A 26,397-nucleotide genomic window follows, 5' to 3' on the forward strand; every position below is an offset into this window, starting at 1 on the left:
GTTCTCACGAGAGCAAAGAATCGTTGGGCCATTAGTAGGGATTCCACAAAGAAACCCAACCGGCCGCAGCGCGGCCGCACAGAGACCTTGACCACAGTGGAGGGCTAGGGTTTTCGGGTGGAGTCCTGCGTGATGCGGTACGACAAGGGATTTCGCCGGTCGAGCGAGCCTCGATTCACGCTCCGTGTGGGCAAGGTCACCATTGAGGACGGGTCGAAACGCCGTGTCGGCAGTCCCTAAACTCGGCTTGTTTCAAGGAGAGGGAGCCATCGTGCGCAAGGTGTTGATCGCCAACCGAGGCGAAATCGCTGTCCGCGTCGCCCGGGCGTGCCGGGACGCCGGGATCGCGAGCGTGGCCGTGTACGCGGATCCGGACCGGGACGCACTGCATGTGCGTGCCGCGGACGAGGCGTTCGCCCTGGGCGGTGACACCCCCGCCACCAGCTACCTGGACATCTCCAAGGTGCTCCAGGCCGCCAAGGACTCCGGAGCGGACGCGATCCATCCGGGCTACGGCTTCCTCTCGGAGAACGCGGAGTTCGCCCAGGCGGTGCTGGACGCGGGCCTGATCTGGATCGGCCCGCCGCCGCAGGCGATCCGCGACCTGGGCGACAAGGTGGCGGCCCGTCACATCGCCCAGCGCGCGGGCGCCCCGCTCGTCGCGGGCACCCCGGACCCGGTGTCGGGCGCCGACGAGGTCGTGGCGTTCGCCGAGGAGCACGGTCTGCCCATCGCCATCAAGGCGGCGTTCGGCGGCGGTGGTCGCGGTCTGAAGGTGGCCCGCACCCTCGAAGAGGTCCCCGAGCTGTACGACTCGGCGGTCCGTGAGGCGGTCGCGGCGTTCGGCCGGGGCGAGTGCTTCGTGGAGCGCTACCTGGACAAGCCGCGGCACGTCGAGACCCAGTGCCTGGCGGACAAGCACGGCAACGTGGTCGTCGTCTCGACCCGTGACTGCTCGCTCCAGCGCCGCCACCAGAAGCTGGTCGAGGAGGCTCCGGCGCCGTTCCTGTCGCCTGAGCAGAACGCTGAGCTGTACCGCGCGTCGAAGGCCATCCTGAAGGAGGCCGGCTACGTCGGCGCCGGCACGGTGGAGTTCCTCGTCGGCATGGACGGCACGATCTCCTTCCTGGAGGTCAACACCCGTCTCCAGGTCGAGCACCCGGTCACCGAAGAGGTCACGGGTATCGACCTGGTCCGCGAGATGTTCCGGATCGCGGACGGCGAGGAGCTGGGGTACGACGACCCGCCGATGCGCGGCCATTCGTTCGAGTTCCGCATCAACGGCGAGGACCCGGGCCGCAACTTCCTCCCGGCCCCCGGCACGGTCACCACGTTCACCCCGCCGACCGGTCCCGGTGTCCGTCTGGACGCGGGCGTGGAGTCCGGCAGTGTCATCGGCCCGGCCTGGGACTCCCTCCTCGCCAAGCTGATCGTCACCGGCGCCACCCGGCAGCAGGCCCTGCAGCGTGCCGCGCGCGCCCTGGAGGAGTTCCAGGTCGAGGGCATGGCCACGGCCATCCCGTTCCACCGCGTGGTCGTGAAGGACCCGGCGTTCGCTCCCGAACTCACCGGCTCGACCGACCCGTTCACGGTCCACACCCGCTGGATCGAGACGGAGTTCGTCAACGAGATCAAGCCGTTCGCGGCTCCCGCGGACACCGCCGAGCCCGAGGACGAGACGGACCGCGAGACGATCGTCGTCGAGGTCGGCGGCAAGCGCCTGGAGGTCTCCCTCCCCGCCGCTCTCGGCATGACCCTGGCCCGCACCGGCCTGGCCGCGGGCGCCAAGCCCAAGCGCCGCGCGGCGAAGAAGTCGGGCCCGGCGGCGTCGGGCGACACCCTCGCCTCCCCGATGCAGGGCACGATCGTGAAGGTCGCCGTCGAGGAGGGCCAGGAGGTCAAGGAGGGCGACCTCATCGTGGTCCTGGAGGCCATGAAGATGGAGCAGCCCCTCAACGCCCACCGCTCCGGCACGATCAAGGGCCTGAGCGCGGAGGTCGGCGCCTCCATCACGTCGGGCGCGGCGATCTGCGAGATCAAGGACTGAGCACCGGTACGACGAGACGACCCCCGCGCCCGTCAGGGCCGCGGGGGTCGTCTCGTCCCCACGACAACTCGCCCGGCCGCCCGAGCTCTTAGGCTGTGGAGACCCCAACGAGGAGACCCCAGCGAGGAGAGCAGGTGAGGCCACGGTGAGCACCACCCCGGCCGGGCCCCCGGCAGCAGCGCGGCCGCCTACGGCCCGGCCCTCCACGGGCGCCCGCCCCATGCGGGCCGACGCCCGCCGCAACCACGAGCGCCTCCTCACGGCGGCCCGCCTCGCCTTCGCGGCCCATGGCACGACCGCCTCGCTGGAGGACATCGCCCGCCGCGCGGATGTCGGGATCGGCACGCTCTACCGCCACTTCCCGAACCGCCAGGCCCTCCTCGGCGCGGTCTTCGAGGACGCGGTGCAGGAGCTGCTGGCCCGGGCCCGGGAGCAGCTCGACGCGCCCCAGCCGTGCACCGCGCTGGTCACCTGGCTGCGCGACATCATCACTCGTGCGAGTGAATACCGGGGTCTGGCGAAGGCCCTCATGACGGTGTCGTACGCCGACTCCCGCGTCGAGGAGGACGCCTCCGACCTGGCCCGGTGCTGCGCCCCGATCCGCGAGGCGGGCACCGCCCTCCTGACACGGGCGCAGCGGGCTCACGCCGTACGGGACGACGTGTCGATCGGCGATCTCCTCCAGCTCACCCACGCGATCGCACTGGCGGCCGAGGAAACCCCGGACGACCCGGAACTGGCCGACCGCCTACTGACCCTGACGCTGCGCGGCCTGAGGCCGTAGCGAACGGGCGGGCCGAAGCGGTGGCGACCGGCGGGCCGGAGCCCTGGCGAATGGGCGGCCCCAGGCCGCAGTGACGCGGCGCCCCGGAACCGCGTGGCGAACGGGCACCCGAAGCCCGTTGTGAACCGGCGGACCGGAACCGCGGCGAACGGGCGGTCCCGAGCGGTGGTGAAGTGGCTGCCCGTGGCCGTTTTGAACCGGGGCTGACGGTGGCGGTGCTCGCGTCCGCGGGGCTCGCGCGGGGCGTTGCCGCTGTCGCGTTCATCGGCGGCGCAGGTCCGCCACGCGGGCCGCTCGCTCCCGCTCGCGCTCACCGGTCGGCGGCTGCTCCCCCAGCACCGTGGCGGTGCGCAACTGGGGCCCGGTGCCGTGGACCTGGTTCCGGCGAGGGCCCGGGAGCGGCATGTCCCGGCGGGACTGGCGTGCCGGTACCGGATCGCCGCCCGTGCCGCCGCCCGACGCCCCGGCCACGGAGATCTGCACGCCCTGATCGGCCAGGGCCTGCAACTCGGTGACGGCACGGTCGTCGTGGCCCGGCGGATCGTCGGTGACCAGTCGGGTGATCACATCGGTGGGCACCGTCTGGAACATCGTGTCGGTGCCCAGTTTGGTGTGGTCGGCGAGGACGACGACCTCGGCGGCGGCCTGGACCAGCGCGCGGTCGACGGACGCCGACAGCATGTTGGACGTGGACAGGCCGCGCTCGGCGGTCAGTCCGCTCCCGGAGAGGAATGCCTTGGAGACACGCAGCCCCTGGAGGGACTGCTCGGCGCCGGAGCCGACCAGGGCGTAGTTGGAACCGCGCAGCGTGCCGCCGGTCATCACGACTTCCACACGGTTGGCGTGGGCCAACGCCTGAGCCACCAACAGGGAGTTGGTGACGACGGTCAGCCCGGGGACCCGCGCGAGCCGGCGTGCCAGCTCCTGCGTGGTGGTCCCCGCCCCGACCACGATGGCCTCGCCCTCTTCGACGAGGCTCGCGGCGAGGTCGGCGATGGCCGTCTTCTCGGCGGTCGCGAGATGAGACTTCTGCGGAAAGCCGGACTCCCGCGTGAACCCGCCCGGCAATACCGCACCGCCGTGCCGGCGGTCGAGGAGTCCTTCTGCCTCCAGAGCGCGCACGTCCCGCCGTACGGTCACTTCGGAGGTCTGGACGACGCGGGCGAGCTCACGGAGCGACACGGCTCCATTGGCCCGCACCATTTCGAGGATCAATTGGCGACGTTCTGCAGCGAACACGAAACTGACAGTAACGCCAACGACCATCTGCTTTCAGCAGTTTGCGCCGAATAACAGAAGTTGTTCGCACCCTGGGGCGAGGAGTGATATAGGGGCTATCCGGGACGTAAACGCGGCGGGCCCGGACCGCCGACCGGCCCGGACCCGCCCTCGTACCGCCGTATGAGCTCGTCAGACGCCGCCGCCCGCCTTGCGGGTGTGGAGCTGGCGGGCGACCTCGGCGATCGAGCCCGACAGGGACGGGTACACGGTGAACGCGTTCGCGATCTGTTCCACGGTCAGGTTGTTGTCGACCGCGATCGAGATGGGGTGAATCAGTTCCGAGGCGCGCGGGGAGACCACGACGCCGCCGACGACGATGCCGGTGCCCGGCCGGCAGAAGATCTTGACGAAGCCGTCGCGGATGCCCTGCATCTTCGCGCGCGGGTTGCGCAGCAGCGGGAGCTTCACTCCGACGGCGTCGATGATCCCGGCGTCGAGGTCGGCCTGGGTGTAGCCGACGGTGGCGATCTCGGGGTCGGTGAAGACGTTGGACGACACGGTCTTCAGGTTCAGCGGGGCCACCGCGTCGCCGAGGAAGTGGTACATGGCGATACGGCCCTGCATGGCGGCCACGGAGGCGAGGGCGAACACGCCGGTGACGTCACCGGCGGCGTACACGCCGGGGGCCGAGGTCCGCGAGACCTTGTCGGTCCAGATGTGCCCGGATTCCTTGAGCTTGACCCCGGCCTCCTCCAGGCCCATGCCGGCGCTGTTGGGGATGGCGCCGACGGCCATCAGGCAGTGGGTGCCGCTGATGACGCGCCCGTCGGCGAGGGTCACCTCGACGCGGTCGCCGACCCGCTTGGCGGACTCGGCCCGGGAGCGCGCCATGACGTTCATGCCGCGCCGCCGGAACACGTCCTCCAGGACGGCGGCGGCGTCGGGGTCCTCGCCCGGCAGCACGCGGTCGCGGCTGGACACGAGCGTGACCCGCGAGCCGAGCGCCTGGTAGGCACCGGCGAACTCGGCGCCCGTCACACCGGACCCGACCACGATCAGCTCTTCGGGCAGCTCGTCGAGGTCGTACACCTGCGTCCAGTTGAGGATCCGCTCCCCGTCGGGCTGCGCGTCGGGCAGCTCACGCGGATGGCCGCCGGTGGCGATGAGCACGGCGTCGGCGATCAGCGTCTCCTCGGACCCGTCCGCCGCCCTGACGACGACCTTGCGCGACCCGTCGAGGTCCTGCTGCCCCTCCAGCCGCCCGCGCCCGCGCATGACCCGCGCGCCGGCGCGTGTCACGGAGGCGGTGATGTCATGCGACTGCGCCAGCGCGAGCCGTTTCACACGCCGGTTGACCTTGCCGAGGTCCACCCCGACGACACGCGCGGGCGTGTCGATGTACGGGGTGTCGTCGGCGACGATGATGCCCAGCTCCTCGTACGACGAGTCGAAGGTGGTCATCACCTCGGCGGTCGCGATGAGCGTCTTCGACGGCACGCAGTCGGTGAGCACCGACGCCCCGCCCAGACCGTCGCAGTCCACGACGGTCACCTCCGCACCGAGCTGCGCGGCCACCAGCGCCGCCTCATAGCCGCCGGGTCCGCCACCGATGATCACGATCCGAGTCACGTACCCCATTGTCCCGCACGATCCCGAATACAGCGGAGCCGGGGTCCACCGCCCACGGCAACGGCGGGCGGAGTGGGTTTCGGGACTGCTGGAACAGCGGGGAGGAAGGGGCCGAGGGGGACGGGGGCCGAGCACTTGCCGTGACGGGGACGAGAGGAAGGAGGGAGGGAGAGAAGGGGCCGAGAGGAGGAGGGACAGAGGGCGGGGGGAAGGAGCCGAGAGGGGCAGGGCCCGAGGGGGAGGTGACAGAGGAGGACGGAGGAAGAGGCCAAGGGGGAGGCGGCAGAGGAAGGCGGGGGGAAGAGTCCGAGGGGGAGCGGGCGAGCGACTGGGGTCGGCGCGGGGGCGCTCGTGCACCAAGGGGTGCGGCCACGGAGGGCTCATGCACCGGGCAGAGGGGTCACGGAAGGGGCGTGCGGGCAGCGACGGGACGAACCGGCCCGGAGGGCCGTTCAGGGGCGCGGGGAACTGCGCGACCAGCCACGACGGACCCGCACCCCGCCGACGCACCCCCTCCGCCCCACTGGACGGCTCGGGGAGACGGGGCGGCGGAGGGGCGCTCCGCGACCAGCAACAGGCCGCAGCGAACACACAGGCGCACACCGAGGCACGCCGAACCGGCCCGGAGGGCCGTTCAGGGGCGCGGGGAACTGCGCGACCAGCCACGACGGACCCGCACCCCGCCGACGCACCCCCTCCCCCACCCCCTCACGCCCCACCCACCCCAGCGGAGCGCTTACGCTCTCCCCCATGTCGCTCTACGCCGCCTACGCCGGCAACCTCGACGCCCGCCTGATGTCCCGCCGCGCCCCCCACTCCCCGCTGCGCGCCACCGGCTGGCTGAACGACTGGCGCCTCACCTTCGGCGGCGAACACATGGGCTGGGAGGGCGCCCTCGCGACGGTCGTCGAGGCCCCCCGCTCCCAGGTCTTCGTGGCGCTGTACGACATCGCCCCGATGGATGAGGAGGCGATGGACCGCTGGGTGGGCGTCGGCCTCGACATATACCGCCGGATGCGCGTCCGGGTGCACACCCTGGAGGGTGAGGAACCGGCCTGGGTCTACGTCCTCAACGGCTACGAGGGCGGCCTGCCCTCCGCCCGCTACCTCGGCGAGATCGCCGACGCCGCGGAGTCCGCCGGAGCACCCCACGACTACGTGATGGAACTCCGCAAACGCCCGTGCTGAGGACCGGCGACCCGTCCGGGGCGGCACCCCGCCCGACCCCTCCTCACCCCCGCTTCACCCTCGCATCGTCTCCCACTCAGGCCCCGTCCATCACTCCTCCTCCCCCACCCGGAACCCCCATTGGCGGGAAACGACAAGACAACGATCCCAATCCCGTGAGCTTGTCATCTACGCGCGTAGGCCCAGACCGGATACTCTCGTCGCGTGAACGCTTCTCTTCTTCCGGACGACATCCAGGACGACCCCTACGCCGCCGCCGACGCCGCCGCCGCGCGCCTGCGGGAGCTCACGGGCGCCGAGACCCACGACGTCGCCCTCGTGATGGGCTCCGGCTGGGCCCCGGCCGTGGACGCGCTCGGCGCCCCCGAGGCCGAGTTCCAGGTCACCGAACTGCCCGGCTTCCCGCCCCCGGCGGTGGAGGGCCACGGCGGCAAGATCCGCTCGTACAGGATCGGTGACAAGCGCGCGCTCGTGTTCCTGGGCCGCACCCACTACTACGAGGGCCGCGGTGTCGCCGCCGTCGCGCACGGCGTCCGTACGGCCGTCTCCGCCGGCGTCAAGACGATCGTCCTGACCAACGGCTGCGGCGGCCTCCGCGAGGGCATGCGCCCCGGCCAGCCGGTCCTGATCAGCGACCACCTGAACCTGACGGCGACGTCACCGATCGTCGGCGCGAACTTCGTCGACCTGACGGACCTGTACTCGCCGCGTCTGCGCGCCCTGTGCAAGGAGATCGACCCCACCCTGGAGGAGGGCGTCTACGCGCAGTTCACGGGCCCGCACTACGAGACCCCGGCGGAGATCCGCATGGCCCGCGTCATCGGCGCGGACCTGGTCGGCATGTCGACGGTCCTGGAGGCCATCGCCGCGCGTGAGGCGGGCGCGGAGGTGCTGGGCATCTCCCTGGTCACGAACCTCGCCGCCGGCATGACCGGAGAGCCCCTCAACCACGAGGAGGTCCTGCAGGCGGGCCGCGACTCGGCGACCCGCATGGGCGAACTGCTGACGCAGGTGCTGGACCGTCTGTAGCCGGAGTGGAACGGGGGACTCGGGTACGTCGCCGGGTGCGGGTGGTATGTGGTTGCTCGCGCAGTTCCCCGCGCCCCTGAAAAGCGACCGGGGCTACGCCCCGTGCTTTTCATGAAGGGCGGGCCGCAGGCCCGTTCCCTTCAGGGGCGTGGGGCGGTGACACATGCGGCTCCGCCGCGTGGACGCGAACAACCCCCACCCACCCGCACCCGCCAACGAACCCCCGGCCCCCAGCTATGAGGCGCCCGGCCCCGAACCCCGACGCCGACGAACAAGAGAGGTTGGACCCCGACGTGCAGGACGAACTCATCGCACGGGCCAGGACATGGCTCGCCGAGGACCCCGACGCGGAGACCCGCGAGGAACTCGCCGGGCTCATCGACGCCGGGGACACCGCGGAGCTCGCCGCACGCTTCAGCGGCACCCTCCAGTTCGGCACCGCCGGCCTCCGCGGGGAACTCGGCGCCGGCCCGATGCGTATGAACCGCTCGGTGGTCATCCGCGCCGCGGCCGGTCTCGCCGCGTACCTGAACAAGCAGGGCTCGGCCGGCGGGCTCGTCGTCATCGGCTACGACGCCCGCCACAAGTCGGCGGACTTCGCCCGCGACACCGCCGCGGTCATGACCGGCGCCGGTCTGCGCGCCGCCGTCCTGCCCCGCCCGCTCCCGACGCCGGTGCTGGCCTTCGCCATAAGGCACCTGGGCGCGGTGGCCGGTGTGGAGGTCACGGCCAGCCACAACCCGCCCCGCGACAACGGCTACAAGGTCTACCTCGGCGACGGTTCACAGATCGTGCCCCCGGCCGACGCGGAGATCGCGGCCGAGATCGACGCCGTACGCTCCCTCGCCGACGTCCCCCGCCCCGACGGCGGCTGGGAGACTCTCGACGACAGCGTCCTCGGCGCCTATCTGGCCCGTACGGACGCCGTCCTCGCCGACGGCTCCCCCCGGACCGCGCGCACCGTCTACACGGCGATGCACGGCGTCGGCAAGGACACTCTGCTCGCGGCGTTCGCGCGGGCCGGGTTCCCGGAGCCGGTACTGGTCGCGGAGCAGGCCGAGCCGGACCCGGAGTTCCCGACCGTGGCCTTCCCCAACCCGGAGGAGCCCGGGGCGATGGACCTGGCCTTCGCCAAGGCCCGCGAGACGGACCCCGATCTGATCGTCGCCAACGACCCGGACGCCGACCGCTGTGCCGTGGCCGTCAAGGACGGGGCGGACTGGCGGATGCTGCGCGGCGACGAGGTGGGCGCGCTCCTCGCCACCCATCTGGTCCGGCGCGGCGCGCAGGGCACCTTCGCCGAGTCGATCGTCTCCTCGTCCCTTCTCGGCCGGATCGCCGAGAAGGCGGGCCTGCCCTACGAGGAGACCCTCACCGGCTTCAAGTGGATCGCCCGCGTCGACGGTCTGCGCTACGGCTACGAGGAGGCCCTCGGCTACTGCGTCGACCCGGAGGGCGTCCGCGACAAGGACGGCATCACCGCCGCCCTTCTCATCACGGAACTGGCCTCGCAGCTGAAGGAGGAGGGCCGCACCCTCCTGGACCTCCTCGACGACATCGCCGTGGAGCACGGGCTGCACGCCACCGACCAGCTCTCCGTCCGCGTCGAGGACCTCTCGGTCATCGCCCGGGCCATGGAGCAGCTCCGCGAGCAGCCGCCGACCACCCTCGCGGGCCTCGCCATCACCAAGGCCGAGGACCTCACCCGGGGCACGGACCGGCTCCCGCCCACGGACGGCCTGCGCTACACGCTCGACGGCGCCCGCGTGATCGTCCGCCCCAGCGGTACGGAGCCCAAGCTCAAGTGCTACCTGGAGGTCGTCGTCCCGGTCGCCACCCACGCCGACCTCCCCGAGGCCCACGCGACGGCGGCGGACCTCCTCGCCAAGATCAAGCAGGACCTCTCGGCGGCCGCGGGCATCTGAGCCCCCGGCGCCCGGCCCGACCTGCCCCGTCCCGCCACGCCCCGAGCAGCACGGAAGCCCCGGCCGACGATCGTCCTCGTCATCGGCCGGGGCTTCCGCCGTGTCCGATCCGCTACGGCACCAGCACCAACGCCGCCACCCACACCAGCCCCAGCACCACGCCCAGCGGCCACAGCGCTCGGCCCCGTTCGCGTTCGCCGCTCGCCTCCGTGGGCCGCAGGGCCGGGTCCTGCCACATCGCGGTGATCTCGGCGGCCGTCCGCTCGTACGGGTGGACCAGTCCGAACCGCCGCTCCAGCCGGCCCCAGCGGGGCGCGAGCGCCGTCCAGGCCGAGCCGAACCGGGGCCGGCGGCTGTCCAGCTTCAGCTCGCCACCCTCGCACCGCACGGTCATGAGGTGGTCCCACTCGATGTGGCGGACCCCGCGCAGGCCGTTGAACCACAGCCCGTCACGGTCGGCGGTGATGCGCCACGCCGCCATGCGCGGCAGCAGCAGGACGCCGATGAACCCGAGGAGGACGCCCGGGACATACCGCCATCCGCCGGCCTCGCCCAGCACCATCAGCGCCGCCCACAGCACGACCACCAGGCAGACGGACCGGTCCAGCCAGCCTGCCCGCCACCGCCGTACCGCCCGGGACGTCAGCCGCTCGGTGATCCCGTCGGCGGCGGCCGCGCGCCGGTCCGCGTACACCGCGGCCCGCCGGGCCCGCGACTTCTCCGCCGCGATCCGCAGCCTGACCGCCCGCTCGGACAGGGCCCGCACCGGCGCCATGGACGACTCGACGACGAACTCCTCGTCCCCCGAACCGCCGCCGCTCCCCGGCTCCCGCGCGCCCTCCGGCGCCTCCTGCCTGCTCTCGCCCTCGCCCTCGCCCTCCCCTTGGGCATCCTCGCCCTGGGTCTCCTCGGCATCGGCACCGTTCCGCGCGTCCTCGGGGGCGCTGACGATCACGAGTTCGCCGCCGTCGTACGGCGCTCCGTAGAGGACGGCCTCGCGCAGGGGGCCGGGCTGTGCCGCCTCGTCCGCGTCGGCGTCGAGGGAGTCGAGGAGCGCCTCCAGTTCCTTCTCCTTGAGCAGGCGGGCCTCCTCGTCCTCCTCGTCGTCATCGTCGTCGTACCACTCCTCGGCGGTGACGGTGAACATCGGCCGCAGCGCCGCCACGTCGTCGGCGGTGAAGACCTCCACGTCACCGTTGACCCCGTCGCGCACGAGGACCCGCAGGACGGGCGCGGGGGCGCCGCGCAGCCCGGCGGCGCGGCGTCGGGCCAGCCGACCGGAGGCCAGCGCAGTGAGCCCCCAACCGACCGTGAACCACCCGGCCAGCACGGCCTCCCGCCGGTCGGTGGGCGCGTCCCACCCGGACGCGACGAGGACGAACGCCCCGCCGAGGGCCGCGAGCACCAGCCCCACCGCGATCAGGAACCGCCCGCGCCGCAGGGGCCCGACCCCCTCCGGCACCACGGCGGTGACGCCCTCGGCGGCACTGACGGCCCACATCCGCTGCGTCCGCCGCGCGCTCATCCGGAACTCGGCGAGCGCCCAGGCGGCGTTCACCAGGAGGAAGCCCACGAGGATCGGCAGGTCGTGCGTGCCGCTGTACCAGGCGAGGACGAGGGTCAGTAGGGGGCCGGAGACCCGCAGCGCCTCGGGGCGCGCCAGGGTCCACACCAGGTGCAGGGGGACCAGCGCGGCGAGGGCGGGCGGTACGTCACGGGAGTTGGCCAGCCAGAATCCGGCTGTCAGCCCGACCATGGCCAGGGCGAGCAGGTGCAGGGCCCGCATCCGCACCGGGACCCAGACCGGGGGCTGCGCCCGCGCCCACAGCCGCGCCTTCTCGCCGCTCCAGTCCGGGCAGCCCTCGGGGACGGCGGACTCGGGCAGCCTGCGCAACGGCCGCCCCGGGGACTCTATGTTCGTGCTCATGGCTACCCCGACACTCGGACCGCAACGGTGCTCATCATTCGTACGACCGTACGGCCCGGCTCTGACGAGCTCTCAGTACGGGTGCCCTTCGCGGTGGGACAGCGGCGACTCACGTCCGTCCCGGACCACTCCTCGGACGTTCCGCACCCCCGCGCTCACCCCAGGGCGATCAGGATCGTCAGCAGTACGGCTCCCGCCGCCGCCGGCGCCATGACCTCCCACGCCCAGCGAACGGTCGGCTCCCCCTGCGACCCCGGCGCCTTCGCGCGGGCCTCGCACAGCTCGCGCAGGTCGGCCATGATCTGGTCGGTCTCGGCGCGGACGGTCCGCTCCTCCAGCGACGTACGGCCGCTGCTGTCCCCCTTGGCGGCCCTGCCGGACTCCCGGGCCTGCTGCCGGGCGGCCTTCTTGCGGGCGCGCAGCGACACGGGGACGGCCCAGAGCTGATACTTGGTCCCCGCCTCGTCGATCACCTCGTTGGAGTAACCGGAGCGCAGCGAGACGACGGAGGCCCAGGGCAGCTCGATCACGCGGAACGGGTTGCGCACGCGGAGGCGGTCGTCGTTGGCGAAGACGGCGGGCCGTACCGAGAAGGCGACCACCAGCGGCACGGCCAGCAGCAGCGCGGCCAGGGTCAGCCAGGGCGTGCGCCCTTCCCCGGTGATGATCGCGTCCGTGCCGAGCCAGCCGAAGAGGCCGAGGAGCAGCACACCGCCCGTGAGACCGCCGGGCGACCGGTAGGCACGGTCCTTGTAGACCGGCTTGGCGGGAGTGGCCGACGGGGCGGGCCGGGCGGGCTCGGCGGACCGCGGGGCCGCCGCCGCGGGCGTCTGCCGCGGCCGGGCTCGCGCGGTCTCGGGAGCGGGCTCGGTCTTCGGGGTCTCCGAGGACGGTGTGCCCTGCGATGACGTCGAGGCCGCCGAGCGCTTCCGGGGTTCCGGCTGCTCCTGGGACGACGGTCGATCCGGGGTGGTCATACGTCCGATTCTGCACGACACCGCGCCCCCACCCCGCACACGGCCCCGGCCCACCCCGCACACGGGCGCCTTTCTCCGGCCCCGACCCACGCCTTCCTCCGGCCCCGGCCCGCGCCCCAGCAGGCCCCCAGGCCCCGCCGAAGGACGCCGCCCCCCTCCTCCCCCATCCCCCTCCAGAAGACTTCGGGGGTGTACACCCGCTACGCGCGTAGATATGCTCGTCTGGTGACCATGTCCACTGCCGCACCCCACGCCCTAGCCGACGTCACCGCGTCCGACAGCACACTGCGCCGCTTCCTCCACGGACTGCCCGGTGTGGACGCGGTCGGCCTGGAGGCGCGCGCCGCCTCCCTCGGCACCCGTTCCATCAAGACGACCGCCAAGGCGTACGCCATCGACCTGGCCATCTCCATGGTCGACCTGACGACGCTGGAAGGCGCGGACACCCCGGGCAAGGTCCGGGCGCTCGGCGCCAAGGCGGTCCACCCCGACCCCATCGACCGCACGACCCCCGCCACGGCGGCGGTCTGCGTGTACCCCGACATGGTCGCCACCGCCAAGGCAGCCGTAGCGGGGTCCAGCGTGAAGGTCGCCTCGGTCGCCACCGCCTTCCCGGCGGGCCGCGCTCCCCTGTCGGTCAAGCTGGCCGACGTGCGGGAGGCGATCGCCGCCGGCGCGGACGAGATCGACATGGTCATCGACCGGGGCGCGTTCCTCGCGGGCCACTATCTGAAGGTCCACGAGGAGATCGTCGCCGTGAAGGAGGCCTGCGGCGCCGCCCGCCTGAAGGTCATCTTCGAGACCGGCGAACTCTCGACGTACGACAACATCCGCCGCGCCAGCTGGCTCGGCATGCTCGCGGGCGCGGACTTCATCAAGACCTCGACCGGCAAGGTCGCGGTCAACGCCACTCCCGCCAACACCCTGCTCATGCTGGAGGCCGTCCGCGACTTCCGCGCCCAGACCGGTGTCCAGGTCGGTGTGAAGCCGGCCGGCGGCATCCGCACGACGAAGGACGCGATCAAGTTCCTGGTCCTGGTCAACGAGACGGCGGGCGAGGACTGGCTGGACAACCACTGGTTCCGCTTCGGCGCCTCCTCGCTCCTCAACGACCTGCTGATGCAGCGCCAGAAGCTGGCCACCGGCCGCTACTCCGGCCCCGACTACGTGACGGTGGACTGAGACCCCATGACCATGGAAAAGATGTCACCCGTATTCGAGTACGCCCCGGCCCCCGAGTCCCGCGCGATCGTCGACATCGCGCCCTCGTACGGCCTGTTCATCGACGGCGAGTTCACGGAGGCGGCCGACGGCAAGGTCTTCAAGACCGTCAGCCCCGCCTCCGAGGAGGTCCTCTCCGAGATCGCCCGGGCCGGCGAGGCCGATGTCGACCGCGCCGTGCAGGCGGCCCGCAAGGCGTTCGAGAAGTGGTCGGCGCTGCCCGGCTCGGAGCGCGCGAAGTACCTCTTCCGCATCGCCCGCATCATCCAGGAGCGCAGCCGTGAGCTGGCGGTCCTGGAGACGCTGGACAACGGCAAGCCGATCAAGGAGACCCGCGACGCCGACCTGCCCCTGGTCGCCGCGCACTTCTTCTACTACGCGGGCTGGGCCGACAAGCTCGACCACGCCGGCTTCGGCGCGAACCCCCGGCCGCTGGGCGTCGCGGGCCAGGTCATCCCGTGGAACTTCCCGCTGCTGATGCTGGCGTGGAAGATCGCCCCGGCCCTGGCCACCGGCAACACGGTCGTCCTCAAGCCGGCCGAGACGACGCCGCTGACGGCGCTGTTCTTCGCGGACATCTGCCGCCAGGCGGGCCTGCCCAAGGGCGTCGTCAACATCCTCCCCGGGTACGGCGACACGGGCGCGGCCCTGGTCGCGCACCCCGACGTCAACAAGGTGGCCTTCACCGGCTCCACTGCCGTCGGCAAGGAGATCGCGAAGACGGTCGCCGGCACCCGCAAGAAGCTCACCCTGGAGCTGGGCGGCAAGGGCGCGAACATCGTCTTCGACGACGCCCCGATCGACCAGGCCGTCGAGGGCATCGTGAGCGGCATCTTCTTCAACCAGGGCCAGGTCTGCTGCGCGGGCTCCCGCCTCCTCGTCCAGGAGTCGATCCAGGACGAGCTGCTGGACTCCCTCAAGCGCCGGCTGTCGACGCTCCGCCTCGGCGACCCGCTCGACAAGAACACGGACATCGGGGCGATCAACTCCGAGGAGCAGCTGACCCGGATCACCTCGCTCGTCGAGCAGGGCGAGTCGGAGGGCGCCGAGCGCTGGTCCCCGGCGTGCGAACTGCCGTCGGCGGGCTACTGGTTCGCGCCGACGCTGTTCACGAACGTCACGCAGGCGCACACGATCGCCCGCGACGAGATCTTCGGCCCGGTGCTGTCGGTGCTGACCTTCCGCACGCCGGACGAGGCCGTCGCCAAGGCCAACAACACCCAGTACGGGCTCTCGGCGGGCATCTGGACCGAGAAGGGCTCCCGGATCCTGGCCGTGGCGAACAAGCTCCGCGCGGGCGTCGTCTGGTCCAACACGTTCAACAAGTTCGACCCGACCTCGCCGTTCGGCGGCTACAAGGAGTCGGGCTTCGGCCGCGAGGGCGGCCGCCACGGCCTGGAGGCGTACCTCGATGTCTGATCGTCTCAGTGTGTTCAAGACCTACAAGCTGTACGTCGGCGGGAAGTTCCCGCGTTCCGAGAGCGGCCGGGTGTACGAGGTGACCGACGCAAAGGGCAAGTGGCTGGCCAACGCGCCGCTCTCCTCCCGCAAGGACGCCCGTGACGCGGTGGTCGCCGCCCGCAAGGCGTTCGGCGCCTGGTCCGGCGCGACGGCGTACAACCGGGGCCAGGTCCTGTACCGGGTCGCGGAGATGCTGGAGGGCCGCAAGAGCCAGTTCGTCCACGAGGTCGCCGACGCCGAGGGCCTGTCGAAGTCGAAGGCCGCCGCCCAGGTGGAGGCGACGATCGACCGCTGGGTCTGGTACGCGGGCTGGACGGACAAGATCGCCCAGGTGGTGGGCGGCGGGAACCCGGTGGCGGGCCCGTACTTCAACCTCTCCTCCCCCGAGCCGACCGGTGTGGTCGCCGTCCTCGCCCCGCAGGAGTCGTCGTTCCTGGGCCTGGTCTCGGTGGTCGCCCCCGTGATCGCCACGGGCAACACGGCCGTCGTGGTCGCCTCCGAGAGGGCCCCGCTCCCGGCGCTGTCGCTGGCCGAGGTCCTGGCCACGTCCGATGTGCCCGGCGGTGTCGTGAACGTCCTGTCCGGCCGTACGGCGGAGATCGCGACGCCACTCGCCGCGCACCAGGACGTCAACGCGATCGACCTGGCCGGCGCGGACGACGTCCTCGCCAAGGAGCTGGAGATCGCCGCGGCCGACAACCTGAAGCGGGTGCTGCGTCCACAGCCTGTGGACGACTGGTCGGCGACGCCGGGCATCGACCGCATGACGGCGTTCCTGGAGACGAAGACGGTCTGGCACCCCACGGGGTCGCTGGGCGCGTCGGGTTCCTCGTACTGACGCACGCCGGAGCAGGCGCGGGCCGGCCCGTGGACGACAGGGGTCGTCCACGGGCCGGCCGCGCGGTTTCCCGCGTCCCGTCGCAGGGGGCTGGGCTCAGCGCAGGCCGCCCAGCACCTGCCCCACCACGGGGATGCTCCCGATCGACGGCGCCTGCGCCACCGGGCCGGTCAGGGCCGTCGACCTGACGGCCTGGAAGTCGGCGAGCTGGGTGCCCACGCCGTTGTCGAGCGGGTCGACGCCCGTACCGGCGAGGGGGTTGGGCTTGAGGCCGGCGACCGGGCCGGTGACGGGCCCGACGGTGCCGGTCAGCGCCTGGGGGTCCACGGAGCCGAGCGAGGTGGGCCGGGTGCGCAGCACGTCGACGACGGGGGCGGCGCCGTCCGCCGCGGCAGCCGTACCGGCGCCCGCGCCGAGTGCGACGCCTGCGGTCGTGACGGCGAGCAACGCGCGCCGGGCGAAGGGGGACTGGGGGGCCGGAGTGTCGAGCCATCAGCGTGGTCACTTTCCACTGCGGAAAGTAAGCATGAAGGCACATACGGTAGTTGAGGTGTGATGTGCGCTCCAAGGGCGACCGCCGACTCGGCGGGAGCCGCGCGATGCCTCACACTGGACTCTCGTGAGTTCGCATCCCCCGATACCGACCCGGGTCGTCCTGCTGTCCGGTCCGTCCGGCTCAGGCAAATCCCTCCTCGCCGCCCGCTCCGGCCTGCCCGTGCTGCGGCTCGACGACTTCTACAAGGAGGGCGACGACCCGACGCTGCCGCTGGTGGAGGGCAGCACGGACATCGACTGGGACCATCCGCTGTCCTGGGACGCGGACGCCGCGGTCGCGGCGATCGAGGAGCTGTGCCGCACGAGCCGTACGACCGTCCCGGCGTACGACATCTCGCTCAGCGCGCGCACCGGCTGGGAGTCCCTGAGCATCGAGCGGACCCCGCTGTTCATCGCCGAGGGCATCTTCGCCGCGGAGATCGTGGGACGCTGCCGCGAACTCGGCGTCCTCGCGGACGCGCTGTGCCTGACCCGGGGCCCGGTGACGACGTTCCGCCGCCGCTTCCTGCGCGATCTGCGGGAGGGCCGCAAGTCGGTGCCCTTCCTGCTGCGGCGCGGCTGGCGGCTGATGCGTCTGGAGCGCTCGATCGTGGCCCGGCAGACGGAGTTGGGCGCCCACGCCTGCGACAAGGACGAGGCCCTCGGACGGCTGGCGTCAGCCGCGGCGGGCCGCCGCGCGCAGACCCCGGCCTAGGCAACGGGACCCGGCCCCGCTGCACGAACGCGACATGAAAAAGCGGGACTGGACGGACCCCCCGGCCCTCCAGTCCCGCTTCCCCCGTTGTCCCCCGTCGTGACCCGTGCCCCCCGTGGTCCCGTCGGTTTTCCCCGATTCCCCCCGGTTGTCGCGGCGGCGCTCCCCCGCGCCACCGCGAACTCCCCCGGATCCCCCGTGATCCCCCGTGCTTCCCCCCGCTTTCCCTGCTCCCCCCAGACCTTCAGGCGACAAGCTCCCCGAAGGACTCCTCCTCGTCACGGCCGAAGCTGAGGACCTCGTCCTCGCGCAGGCGGCGCAGGGACCGCCAGATGCTGGACTTCACCGTGCCGACACTGATGTCGAGGATCTCCGCGATCTCCGGGTCGGTGCGGCCCTCGTAGTAACGGAGGACCAGCATCGTCCGCTGGAGTTCGGGGAGCCGGGCGAGCGCCTGCCACAGGACGGCGCGCAGTTCGGTGCCGCGCATCGCGTCCGTGTCGCCGGCGGTCTCCGGCAGTTCCTCGGTCGGGTACTCGTTCAGCTTGCGGCGGCGCCACGCGCTGATGTGCAGGTTGGTCATGGTGCGGCGGAGGTAGCCCCCGACCGCGGCCTTGTCACTGATCCGGTCCCACGCCTTGTACGTCGAGAAGAGGGCGCTCTGGAGGAGGTCCTCGGCCTCGAAGCGGTCACCGGTCAAGTGGTAGGCGGTTGCGTACAGGGAGGCACGACGCTCCTGGACGTAGGCGGTGAACTCCGCCTCCGACACAGAACGGCGCTCCCCCGTGCCCTCCCCGTACGCGGCCCCCGTTCCCCCGTGGGCCACCCCCGTGGCGCTTCCCCCCACATGTGCGTCAACCACCGACATGTACGTGGTGTGCTGACGCCCGGTACCGCGAGCGCACCCCCGCCCGCTCACGGCACCGGACTTCTCCGTGTTCCGGATGACGTCGTGGAGACGCGTGACAACTGCGCTAGTGCTGGTGCTGTGCAGCGTGTTCATCTCGCGCCCCCCGTCGTGGAGTTCCGGTCTCTCACCCCGCTTCGGCGCTCGACCGCCGCGGTGCTTCTTGCCTGTGCCGAAAAGATTGCCCGGCCACTTTCATGGCCGTGTCCGCCGACTGTCACAGACCTGTCACAGGGGTCGGCCCCAGGAAAGACACAGCGCGCTCACAGAGAAGAGTCGCATGGCTACGCGAACGGCACGATCGTGTGCGGGTGTCGCGTGGGAGCGCTTCAACGGTCGATTCGTGGCCATGCCATGGGCCAGAATGAGCCCGTGCCTTCCCTGTTGCTGATCGAGGACGACGACGCCATCCGCACGGCCCTGGAGCTCTCACTGACGCGCCAGGGGCACCGTGTCGCCACCGCCGCCACCGGCGAGGATGGTCTCAAGCTGCTGCGCGAACAGCGGCCGGATCTGATCGTTTTGGACGTGATGCTGCCCGGCATCGACGGCTTCGAGGTGTGCCGTCGTATCCGGCGCACCGACCAGCTGCCGATCATCCTGCTGACCGCCCGCAGCGACGACATCGACGTCGTGGTGGGTCTGGAGTCCGGTGCGGACGACTATGTGGTCAAGCCCGTGCAGGGGCGGGTGCTGGACGCCCGTATCCGCGCGGTGCTGCGGCGCGGTGAGCGCGAGGCCAATGACGCGGCGACCTTCGGCAGCCTCGTCATCGACCGCGCGGCCATGACCGTGACGAAGAACGGCGAGGACCTCCAGCTGACGCCGACCGAGCTGCGGCTGCTGCTGGAGCTGAGCCGGCGCCCCGGACAGGCCCTGTCCCGGCAGCAGTTGCTGCGCCTGGTGTGGGAGCACGACTACCTGGGCGACTCCCGGCTGGTCGACGCGTGCGTCCAGCGGCTGCGCGCGAAGGTCGAGGACGTTCCGTCGTCGCCGACCCTGATCCGTACGGTCCGTGGTGTGGGCTACCGGCTGGACGTTCCTCAGTGACGAAGGCGCGAGGGGGGATTCGCGGCTGGTCCGCGACGCGTACGAAGGTCCAGTCCCGGATTCGTTTCACCAGCCTTCGGCTGCGGCTGGTGGTGGTGTTCGGGCTGGTGGCGCTCACGGCCGCCGTGTCGGCCTCCGGTATCGCGTACTGGCTCAACCGGGAGGCCGTGCAGAGCCGGGCGCAGGACGCGGCGCTGAACGACTTCGAGCGTGAGCTGCAGAGCCATGTGAGCACGCTCCGCCCGAACCCCTCCCAGGACCAACTGCGGATCGCCGCGCGCAAGATGGCCGACGGCGGTGATCGCTTCGGGGTGCTCCTCATCGACGAGGACCCGGAGGGCAGGACGGTGTCCGGTTCCTCGACCGACAACGCGCTGAACGGGTTCTCCCTCGACGACGTGCCCGCGTCCCTGCAGAAGGCCGTCGACAAGCGGCAGAAGATCACCTCCGGGAACCAGCACCCGTACCACGTGTACTGGCAGCGGGTCATCGACGGCGACACCCCGTATCTGGTGGGCGGCGCGAAGATGATCGGCGGCGGTCCGACCGCCTACATGCGCAAGTCGCTGGAGAAGGAGGCCGAGGACCTCAACTCGCTGGCCTGGTCGCTGGGGATCGCGACGGGTCTGTCGCTGATCGGCTCGGCGCTGCTCGCGCAGGCCGCCGCGACGACCGTGCTGAAGCCGGTGCAGCGCCTCGGGGTGGCCGCCCGGCGGCTCGGCGAGGGCCAGCTCGACACCCGGCTGCGTGTCTCCGGCACGGACGAACTGGCCGACCTCTCACGGACCTTCAACCTCGCGGCGGAGTCCCTGGAGAAGAAGGTCGACGACATGAGCGCCCGCGAGGAGGCGTCCCGCCGCTTCGTCGCCGACATGTCGCACGAACTCCGGACACCGCTGACGGCGATCACCGCCGTCACGGAGGTGCTGGAGGAGGAGCTGGACGCGGAGACCGGCAGCGTCGACCCGATGATCGAACCCGCCGTACGGCTCGTGGTGAGCGAGACCCGGCGGCTCAACGACCTCGTCGAGAACCTGATGGAGGTGACCCGCTTCGACGCGGGCACGGCCCGGCTGGTCCTCGACGACGTGGACATCGCCGACCAGATCACCGCCTGTATCGACGCCCGCGCCTGGCTGGACGCGGTGGACCTGGACGCCGAGCGCGGCATCATGGCCAACCTCGACCCGCGCCGCCTGGACGTGATCCTCGCCAACCTCATCGGCAACGCCCTCAAGCACGGCGGTTCACCGGTGCGGGTCTCGGTGCGAGAAGAGGGCGAGGACCTGCTGATCGAGGTGCGGGACCACGGGCCCGGCATCCCCGAGGACGTCCTTCCGCACGTGTTCGACCGCTTCTACAAGGCGAGCGCCTCCCGTCCGCGCTCCGAGGGCAGCGGCCTCGGCCTGTCCATCGCCCTGGTGAACGCCCACATCCACGGCGGCTCGATCACCGCCGCCAACTCCCCCGAGGGCGGCGCGGTCTTCACCCTCCGCCTGCCCAGGGACGCCGCCCCGCTGATCGCGGGGGAACGCGACGGGGACCAGGGCGACGGCGGCACGCAGGACACCGAGGGGGACGGGCAGTGACGATACGAGAGGTGCCGGCGAGAGACACACGGGTACGGCGGATGCGGACGCGAGAGCCACAGGGGCGGGCCACGCGGGTGCGGGGCGTACGGATCCTGGCCGCGGGCGGGGTGCTCACCGGGCTGCTGGCGGGCTGCGGCATCCGGGCGACCCAGGTGCCGACGGACTTCGGTCCCGCGCCGTCGATGGTGCCCTGCTCGTCGTCGGTGACGGACCTCGCGACGCAGGCCGGCCCGTCCGGGATGCCCGTCGAGGTGTTCCTGCTCTGCTCCGGGGCGCTCGTCCGGGTCGACCGTTCGGTGCGGGTCGCCGACGGCACGGACGAGGCGAAGCGGCGCGTGGTCGTCGCCCAAGGGCTCCTGAAGGCCCTCGGCGAGACACCGTCGGGCGTGGAGGACGAGGCCGGCTACCGCACGGCGGTGCCGCCCGGCATCACGGTGACCGGCCCCCGCCCGGGTGACCCCGACGACACGCTGCGGCTGTCCACCGCCCCCGACGGCCTGCCCAAGTACGCCCTCGCGCAGATCGTGTGCACCTTCGCGGACACGGCGGCGACCGGCGACAACGGCTCGGTCGTCCTGGGCAGCACCAGCGCCGACGCGCTGCGCCGGTACGAGTGCACCGCGGACGTCCAGTCGGATCCGGGGGCGGGGATACCGCCCTCGACGGAGGTCTCGGGTTCCTGACGCCCGACGCCGCTCCGGGGCCGCACGGGGCCGCCGGAAAAATCGAGCGGAACCGTTCGCGCCGGAGGGCGCGTCTTGGGGGGCGTGCAGCGTCAAGGTACGAGCGGCGGTAGTGCCGCGGTCCGTGTTCGTGCGGCGGGGGGTGTCCTCCTCGCCGCACATCTCGCGGTCGTTGCCTGGATCACGCTGCGTCCGCTGGACGTCACCTGGGTGAGCCCGACCAACATGCGGCCCTTCGCGGGGATCAGAGCGGATCTGGCGCTGGGCTGGCCGGAGGCCGCCCTGCAGATCGGTGAGGGGCTCGCGCTGCTGGCACCGCTCGGTGTGCTGCTGCCGCTGGTGCACGGCCGGCTGTCGGTGTCGCCGGTCGCCTCGCTGGCCCGGTCGGTCGCGGCCGGGGCGCTGCTGTCGCTGGCCGTCGAGCTGTTGCAGACCGGGGTGCCGGGCCAGGTCGTGGACATCGACTCCATCCTGCTGAACGCGGTCGGTGTGGGCCTCGCCCATGTCGCCGTCGTCCCGGCGGCCAGGGCCGCGCTCCGTCGCAGGGCGGACAGCCGGGTGCGGACGGACCACCGCCGTGAGGAGCATTCTCAGGGTCGGACCCCGACGATTCCCAGGGTCGGGATGGCTCCGTAGAGGGACGCTTCGTCCCCTTCGTCACCGTAGCGTCGATGGTGTGGAAAAGAGAGTGGCGGCCATCAGGAGGCCCCGCCCCCACCGTCGGCCCGCGGCCGACGTCCTACGCTGACGAAGGAGCCCCTCATGAGCCGCCTTGCCCGCCCCGCGGAAGGCCGGATGATCGGCGGAGTGTGCGCAGCGCTGGCACGGCGCTTCGGCACCTCCGCGACCACGATGCGTGTGCTGTTCCTCGCGTCGTGCCTGCTTCCGGGCCCGCAGTTCCTGCTCTACATAGCCCTGTGGATCCTGTTCCCGTCCGAGGGAAAGGCCCGCACGGCATGGTGACGCACCTCCGCTGACCACGCCGATGGGGCGCACCCTCGCGGGGTGCGCCCCATCGGTGTACGAGGGGAGCGGTCCGCTCAGGCGCCGAGGGGCAGGCCGTTCACGCCGAGGCCTTTGGTGGGCAGGGGCTTGCCGGCGGGGAGGCCGCCCAGCAGGCCACCGGCGGGGGCGGTCGGCCCCTCGGCGAGGACGTTAGCGGTGGCGGGCTGCATCGACTCCAGACCCGCGCCGAGCGCACGCTGCCCCTGGGTGACGGCTCCGCCGGGAGCCGGCAGCGCCTTCGACACCTTCTCCACGGGCAGCGACTGGGTGACGGTGCCCACGGCCTGGGAGGCGTCGGGAGCGGCCGGCATGCTCGGGGCAGCGTTCGCGGCGCTCGCGCCCGCAGCGGCGATGGCGGCACCGAGGGCGGCGACACCGAGGGTCTTGGCAGCAGACTGCTTCATGTTGAATGCGTCCTTGGAATGCGTTCGACGGGTGGTGAGCGGTCCCGAAACGTAAACACCAAAGTCCCGCCGGTGGCAAACATCGACAAGCGGCCGCGTCGCCCTTCACGCGGCCGCTCCCGGAATCGATTGTTTGACGCTATTCGTCGACAGAACCGCTGGTGGAGACCGTTTGACGGAACAGCCATTCGGATTTCAACTCGGCATATCCGGGCTTGATCACATCATTGATCATGGCCAGTCGTTCATCGAAAGGAATGAATGCTGACTTCATAGCATTGACCGAGAACCACTGCATGTCGTCGAGCGTGTAACCGAAAGCCTCGACCAGGTACTCGAATTCACGGCTCATGCTGGTGTGGGACATCAGCCGGTTGTCGGTGTTGACCGTGGCGCGGAAGTGCAGCCGCCGCAGCAGCCCGATGGGGTGCTCGGCGTACGAACGGGCCGCCCCCGTCTGGAGGTTGGAGCTGGGGCACAGTTCCAGCGGGATCCGCTTGTCGCGGACGTAGGAGGCGAGCCGGCCGAGCTTCACCGAGCCGTCCTCGTGGACCTGGATGTCGTCGATGATGCGGACGCCGTGGCCGAGCCGGTCCGCGCCGCACCACTGCAACGCCTGCCAGATGGAGGGCAGCCCGAAGGCCTCCCCGGCATGGATGGTGAAGTGGTTGTTCTCGCGCTTGAGGTACTCGAAGGCGTCGAGGTGCCGGGTGGGCGGGTAGCCGGCCTCCGCGCCGGCGATGTCGAAGCCGACGACGCCGAGATCGCGGTAGCGGTTGGCGAGTTCCGCGATCTCCAGGGCGCGGGCGGCGTGCCGCATGGCGGTGAGCAGGGCACCGACACGGATGCGGCGCCCTGCCTCCCTGGCTCGGCGCTCGCCCTGGCGGAAGCCCTCGTTGACGGCCTCGACGACCTCTTCGAGGCTGAGGCCGCCGTCGAGATGCTGCTCGGGGGCGTAGCGGACCTCGGCGTAGACGACCCCGTCCTCGGCGAGGTCCTCGGCGCACTCGGCGGCGACCCGGACGAGCGCGTCACGGGTCTGCATGACGCCGACGGTGTGGGAGAAGGTCTCCAAGTACCGCTCCAGGGAACCGGAGTCGGCGGCCTCGCGGAACCAGACGCCGAGCCGGTCGGGGTCGGTCTCCGGCAGCCGGGAGGTGCAGCCCGCGGCGTCGGCGAGTTCGACGACGGTGCCGGGGCGGAGCCCGCCGTCGAGGTGGTCGTGCAGCAGAACCTTGGGCGCCCGGCGGATCTGGTCCGAGTCCGGGGTGGTTCCGGTCCGGTCAGTCTGGTTCGTCATTTTCGCACCATATCGCCTACGCGCGTAGAGCACCTGTCGGGAGGTGGCGTCGATACGCAACGGTGACCCGCAGGACGGGTGGCGTACACCGTCTCTTCTGACACTGTTCTGTCATGGCGCAGCAAGCAATGCCGGTACGGACGCCCCGACTTGGGCGGACGTTCGGCCCGGAGCCCAGCACGGTCGGCGCGGTGGTCCTGCTTCTCCCGGCCGGCGACGAGGCTTCCCCCCGCAGACCCTCCCCCATGGTCGCCACCGCCTCCGTGCGCGCCCTGGGGCGACGGCTGGTCCGCGCGGGGCGCGACGAGGGCCTGGCGGCCCATGTCGTGCACTACCGCCACCGCGGCTGGAACGGCACGGAGGCGCGGCTCGCACGGGACGCCGAGTGGGCCGCGGACGAGGTGGTCCGGCGGTACGGGGACGTGCCGGTGTGCCTGGTGGGGCTGCACATGGGGGCGCGCGCCGCGCTGCACGCCGGGGGGCACGACGCCGTCAACTCCGTACTGGCGATCGCCCCCTGGCTGCCCGAGGAGGACGCGGCGGCGACGCCCGAACCGGTGAAACAGCTCGCGGGGCGGCGGGTGCTGATCGTGCACGGCACGAACGACGAACGGGTCGACCCCGAGCTGTCCTTCCGGTTCGCCGCGCGCGCGAAGAAGACGAACCCCGACATCTGCCGGTTCGAGGTGCACGCGGACCGGCACGGGCTGACGCAGTACCGCGAGGAGGTGCACGCCCTGGCCTCGGACTTCGTGATGGGCGTGCTGTTCGGCCGGGCGTTCGCGCGCCCCGTGGAGGACGCGCTCGCCGCGCCGCCGCCGCTGGGCCTGCGGATGCCGCTCGCCTCCGGCTTCGGAGCGGCCCGCTCCCGGTGGAGCGGCTGAGGGACGCGACCCGCCTGCGGCGAGCGCCGGGGGCGTCCGCGCAGGCCCCCTGGCTCCGCGCCGGGGCCGCGCTGTTCTCGCGGACACGATCAGTCGTGCAGGAGGCGGCCCTTCCTCGACAGCAGGAACTTCTTGAAGGCGGCCACCGGCGGTGTGTCCGGGTGGCCGGCCAGCCAGGCCACGCCGATCTCCCGGGCCGCCCGCGGTGCGGTGACCGTCAGTTCCACGACACCCGGCCTCGGGACGGCCGGCGGGGGCAGCAGGGCGACGCCCAGGCCGGCGGCGACGAGGCCGCGCAGTGTCTCGGCCTCCTCGCCCTCGAACGCGATACGCGGTTTGAAGCCCGCCTGTTTGCAGAGGTCGTCGGCGATGCGGCGCATGCCGTAACCGGGTTCGAGGGTGACGAACATTTCGTCGGCGGCCTCGGCGAGGCGGACGCGTTTGCGGGCGGCGAGGCGGTGGTCGGCGGGAACGACGAGGCGGAGCTTCTGCTCGTCGAGGCGGCGGGCGACCAGGTCGGGGGCGTCCGGGACGGGCGAGGTGAGGCAGAGGTCGAGTTCGCCCGCGCGCAGACGTTCGATCATGGCCTCGCCGTAGTTCTGGACGAGGCTGAAGCGGACGCGGGGGTGCTCGGCGCGGAAGGCATGGAGGAGGCCGGGGACGGTCTCGGCTCCCATGGTGTGCAGGAAGCCGAAGGCGACCTTGCCGGTGGCCGGGTCGGCGTCGGCGCGGACCTCGTCGGCGGCCCGCTCGATCTCGGCGAGGGCACGTTCCACGGAGGCGTGGAACGTGCGGCCGGCGTGCGTGAGGGACACCGTGCGGCCGCGGCGGGCGAACAGGTCGACGCCCAGGTCCTGTTCGAGCCGGACCATGGCCCTCGACAGGGTCGACTGCGGGACCTGCATCTCCTGCGCGGCCCGCGTGACGTGCTCGGTGCGGGCGACACCGGCGAAGTAGGCGAGACGGGGGGCGAGCCGCAGGACGATGTCCTCGATGTCTTCTGTGTCACCGGACAGTGACAGCCGCGGCTCTGACCTTTGCTGATGCTTCACAGGAACGATTATGAGGGTTCCATG

Annotated in this window: 24 protein-coding genes; 15 read left to right on the plus strand and 9 right to left on the minus strand. The window is 71.9% G+C overall.

Translation table 11 applies throughout. The features are described from left to right. Positions 1–271: 271 nt before the first annotated feature. Together M8J73_RS16135 and M8J73_RS16140 are read left to right on the plus strand one after the other, a co-directional pair. Complete coding sequence (locus tag M8J73_RS16135) at positions 272–2,047, plus strand: acetyl/propionyl/methylcrotonyl-CoA carboxylase subunit alpha (protein ID WP_055539402.1); 1,776 nt, start codon at positions 272–274, stop codon at positions 2,045–2,047. Positions 2,048–2,267: 220 nt separating this feature from the next. Beyond that, positions 2,268–2,831, plus strand: a complete 564-nt coding sequence (locus M8J73_RS16140; protein ID WP_055539401.1) for a TetR/AcrR family transcriptional regulator — start codon at positions 2,268–2,270, stop codon at positions 2,829–2,831. A 261-nt stretch (positions 2,832–3,092) separates the two neighbouring features. Here M8J73_RS16140 and M8J73_RS16145 read toward each other — a convergent pair whose 3' ends face one another. Then, positions 3,093–4,097, minus strand: coding sequence for a DeoR/GlpR family DNA-binding transcription regulator (locus tag M8J73_RS16145; RefSeq protein ID WP_079054909.1), 1,005 nt, complete (start codon positions 4,095–4,097; stop codon positions 3,093–3,095). Positions 4,098–4,241: 144 nt separating this feature from the next. Beyond that, positions 4,242–5,690 (minus strand): NAD(P)H-quinone dehydrogenase, encoded by a 1,449-nt coding sequence (locus M8J73_RS16150; protein ID WP_055539399.1) that lies wholly within the window; start codon positions 5,688–5,690, stop codon positions 4,242–4,244. Positions 5,691–6,431: 741 nt separating this feature from the next. On the opposite strand from M8J73_RS16150, the gene M8J73_RS16155 reads away from it, so the two are divergent. The 3 genes from M8J73_RS16155 (at position 6,432) to M8J73_RS16165 (ending at position 9,823) form a co-directional block, all read left to right on the plus strand. Continuing rightward, positions 6,432–6,869 carry a gamma-glutamylcyclotransferase family protein gene (locus M8J73_RS16155; protein WP_107463474.1) on the plus strand — a complete coding sequence of 146 codons (438 nt, stop codon included), beginning with the start codon at positions 6,432–6,434 and terminating at the stop codon, positions 6,867–6,869. 204 nt (positions 6,870–7,073) lie between these two features. Next, positions 7,074–7,898 (plus strand): purine-nucleoside phosphorylase, encoded by an 825-nt coding sequence (locus tag M8J73_RS16160; protein ID WP_249828748.1) that lies wholly within the window; start codon positions 7,074–7,076, stop codon positions 7,896–7,898. A gap of 293 nt (positions 7,899–8,191) precedes the next feature. After that, complete coding sequence (locus M8J73_RS16165) at positions 8,192–9,823, plus strand: phospho-sugar mutase (RefSeq protein ID WP_249828749.1); 1,632 nt, start codon at positions 8,192–8,194, stop codon at positions 9,821–9,823. A gap of 112 nt (positions 9,824–9,935) precedes the next feature. On the opposite strand, the gene M8J73_RS16170 is transcribed toward M8J73_RS16165, so the two are convergent. Continuing rightward, a complete protein-coding gene (locus M8J73_RS16170; protein WP_055543331.1) occupies positions 9,936–11,750 on the minus strand; it encodes a hypothetical protein in 1,815 nt (604 codons plus the stop codon). A 155-nt stretch (positions 11,751–11,905) separates the two neighbouring features. After that, positions 11,906–12,460, minus strand: coding sequence for a PH domain-containing protein (locus M8J73_RS16175; RefSeq protein ID WP_055543333.1), 555 nt, complete (start codon positions 12,458–12,460; stop codon positions 11,906–11,908). Between the two features lie 498 nt (positions 12,461–12,958). On the opposite strand from M8J73_RS16175, the gene deoC reads away from it, so the two are divergent. From deoC to M8J73_RS16190, 3 genes are read left to right on the plus strand one after another with little or no spacing between them, the layout of a single operon-like run. Continuing rightward, positions 12,959–13,909, plus strand: coding sequence for a deoxyribose-phosphate aldolase (gene deoC, locus M8J73_RS16180; protein WP_055540531.1), 951 nt, complete (start codon positions 12,959–12,961; stop codon positions 13,907–13,909). Positions 13,910–13,930: 21 nt separating this feature from the next. Next, positions 13,931–15,367 (plus strand): aldehyde dehydrogenase family protein, encoded by a 1,437-nt coding sequence (locus tag M8J73_RS16185; RefSeq protein WP_055540532.1) that lies wholly within the window; start codon positions 13,931–13,933, stop codon positions 15,365–15,367. Next, positions 15,360–16,247: an aldehyde dehydrogenase family protein gene (locus M8J73_RS16190; RefSeq protein WP_055540530.1), complete on the plus strand. Its 888-nt coding sequence runs from the start codon at positions 15,360–15,362 to the stop codon at positions 16,245–16,247. Before M8J73_RS16185 ends, M8J73_RS16190 begins: the two co-directional genes overlap by 8 nt. Positions 16,248–16,343: 96 nt before the next feature. On the opposite strand, the gene M8J73_RS16195 is transcribed toward M8J73_RS16190, so the two are convergent. Beyond that, positions 16,344–16,694 (minus strand): hypothetical protein, encoded by a 351-nt coding sequence (locus tag M8J73_RS16195; protein ID WP_055540529.1) that lies wholly within the window; start codon positions 16,692–16,694, stop codon positions 16,344–16,346. A gap of 172 nt (positions 16,695–16,866) precedes the next feature. Between M8J73_RS16195 and M8J73_RS16200 the strand changes: the two genes are divergently transcribed. Then, positions 16,867–17,496: a uridine kinase family protein gene (locus M8J73_RS16200; protein WP_055524324.1), complete on the plus strand. Its 630-nt coding sequence runs from the start codon at positions 16,867–16,869 to the stop codon at positions 17,494–17,496. Positions 17,497–17,740: 244 nt separating this feature from the next. On the opposite strand, the gene M8J73_RS16205 is transcribed toward M8J73_RS16200, so the two are convergent. After that, on the minus strand, positions 17,741–18,499 hold the full coding sequence (locus tag M8J73_RS16205) for a SigE family RNA polymerase sigma factor (protein WP_249828750.1): 759 nt from the start codon (positions 18,497–18,499) through the stop codon (positions 17,741–17,743). A gap of 276 nt (positions 18,500–18,775) precedes the next feature. On the opposite strand from M8J73_RS16205, the gene afsQ1 reads away from it, so the two are divergent. The 5 genes from afsQ1 (at position 18,776) to M8J73_RS16230 (ending at position 22,691) form a co-directional block, all read left to right on the plus strand. Further along, positions 18,776–19,453 carry a two-component system response regulator AfsQ1 gene (gene afsQ1 / locus M8J73_RS16210; RefSeq protein ID WP_055515961.1) on the plus strand — a complete coding sequence of 226 codons (678 nt, stop codon included), beginning with the start codon at positions 18,776–18,778 and terminating at the stop codon, positions 19,451–19,453. Continuing rightward, positions 19,450–21,042, plus strand: coding sequence for an ATP-binding protein (locus tag M8J73_RS16215; protein ID WP_055540927.1), 1,593 nt, complete (start codon positions 19,450–19,452; stop codon positions 21,040–21,042). The genes afsQ1 and M8J73_RS16215 overlap by 4 nt, the downstream gene beginning before the upstream one ends. Positions 21,043–21,083: 41 nt before the next feature. Then, complete coding sequence (locus M8J73_RS16220; RefSeq protein WP_055540928.1) at positions 21,084–21,728, plus strand: hypothetical protein; 645 nt, start codon at positions 21,084–21,086, stop codon at positions 21,726–21,728. 84 nt (positions 21,729–21,812) lie between these two features. Beyond that, positions 21,813–22,364: a VanZ family protein gene (locus M8J73_RS16225; protein WP_055540929.1), complete on the plus strand. Its 552-nt coding sequence runs from the start codon at positions 21,813–21,815 to the stop codon at positions 22,362–22,364. A 126-nt stretch (positions 22,365–22,490) separates the two neighbouring features. Beyond that, on the plus strand, positions 22,491–22,691 hold the full coding sequence (locus tag M8J73_RS16230; RefSeq protein WP_055515954.1) for a PspC domain-containing protein: 201 nt from the start codon (positions 22,491–22,493) through the stop codon (positions 22,689–22,691). A 77-nt stretch (positions 22,692–22,768) separates the two neighbouring features. On the opposite strand, the gene M8J73_RS16235 is transcribed toward M8J73_RS16230, so the two are convergent. Then, the gene (locus M8J73_RS16235) at positions 22,769–23,137 is read right to left on the minus strand and encodes a hypothetical protein (protein ID WP_055540930.1); all 369 of its coding nucleotides are present in this window, start codon (positions 23,135–23,137) and stop codon (positions 22,769–22,771) included. A 139-nt stretch (positions 23,138–23,276) separates the two neighbouring features. After that, positions 23,277–24,437, minus strand: a complete 1,161-nt coding sequence (locus M8J73_RS16240; protein ID WP_055540931.1) for an adenosine deaminase — start codon at positions 24,435–24,437, stop codon at positions 23,277–23,279. 113 nt (positions 24,438–24,550) lie between these two features. On the opposite strand from M8J73_RS16240, the gene M8J73_RS16245 reads away from it, so the two are divergent. After that, positions 24,551–25,321, plus strand: a complete 771-nt coding sequence (locus M8J73_RS16245) for a prolyl oligopeptidase family serine peptidase (protein ID WP_055540932.1) — start codon at positions 24,551–24,553, stop codon at positions 25,319–25,321. An 89-nt stretch (positions 25,322–25,410) separates the two neighbouring features. Here M8J73_RS16245 and M8J73_RS16250 read toward each other — a convergent pair whose 3' ends face one another. Beyond that, positions 25,411–26,373, minus strand: a complete 963-nt coding sequence (locus M8J73_RS16250) for a LysR family transcriptional regulator (protein WP_206187961.1) — start codon at positions 26,371–26,373, stop codon at positions 25,411–25,413. Between the last annotated feature and the right edge of the window lie 24 nt (positions 26,374–26,397).

Origin of the sequence: Streptomyces neyagawaensis, from assembly GCF_023516595.1 — a bacterium.
Taxonomy (GTDB): Bacteria; Actinomycetota; Actinomycetes; order Streptomycetales; family Streptomycetaceae; genus Streptomyces; species Streptomyces neyagawaensis.

Excerpts from the sequence above, each read along its gene's own strand:
- M8J73_RS16140 (WP_055539401.1), top strand. The coding sequence starts at position 2,268 with ATGCGGGCCGACGCCCGCCGCAACCACGAGCGCCTCCTCACGGCGGCC.
- M8J73_RS16145 (WP_079054909.1), bottom strand. The coding sequence starts at position 4,097 with ATGGTCGTTGGCGTTACTGTCAGTTTCGTGTTCGCTGCAGAACGTCGC.
- M8J73_RS16150 (WP_055539399.1), bottom strand. The coding sequence starts at position 5,690 with ATGGGGTACGTGACTCGGATCGTGATCATCGGTGGCGGACCCGGCGGC.
- M8J73_RS16155 (WP_107463474.1), top strand. The coding sequence starts at position 6,432 with ATGTCGCTCTACGCCGCCTACGCCGGCAACCTCGACGCCCGCCTGATG.
- M8J73_RS16170 (WP_055543331.1), bottom strand. The coding sequence starts at position 11,750 with ATGAGCACGAACATAGAGTCCCCGGGGCGGCCGTTGCGCAGGCTGCCC.
- deoC (WP_055540531.1), top strand. The coding sequence starts at position 12,959 with ATGTCCACTGCCGCACCCCACGCCCTAGCCGACGTCACCGCGTCCGAC.
- M8J73_RS16185 (WP_055540532.1), top strand. The coding sequence starts at position 13,931 with ATGTCACCCGTATTCGAGTACGCCCCGGCCCCCGAGTCCCGCGCGATC.
- M8J73_RS16190 (WP_055540530.1), top strand. The coding sequence starts at position 15,360 with ATGTCTGATCGTCTCAGTGTGTTCAAGACCTACAAGCTGTACGTCGGC.
- M8J73_RS16205 (WP_249828750.1), bottom strand. The coding sequence starts at position 18,499 with ATGAACACGCTGCACAGCACCAGCACTAGCGCAGTTGTCACGCGTCTC.
- M8J73_RS16220 (WP_055540928.1), top strand. The coding sequence starts at position 21,084 with ATGCGGACGCGAGAGCCACAGGGGCGGGCCACGCGGGTGCGGGGCGTA.
- M8J73_RS16230 (WP_055515954.1), top strand. The coding sequence starts at position 22,491 with ATGAGCCGCCTTGCCCGCCCCGCGGAAGGCCGGATGATCGGCGGAGTG.
- M8J73_RS16235 (WP_055540930.1), bottom strand. The coding sequence starts at position 23,137 with ATGAAGCAGTCTGCTGCCAAGACCCTCGGTGTCGCCGCCCTCGGTGCC.
- M8J73_RS16240 (WP_055540931.1), bottom strand. The coding sequence starts at position 24,437 with ATGACGAACCAGACTGACCGGACCGGAACCACCCCGGACTCGGACCAG.
- M8J73_RS16245 (WP_055540932.1), top strand. The coding sequence starts at position 24,551 with ATGGCGCAGCAAGCAATGCCGGTACGGACGCCCCGACTTGGGCGGACG.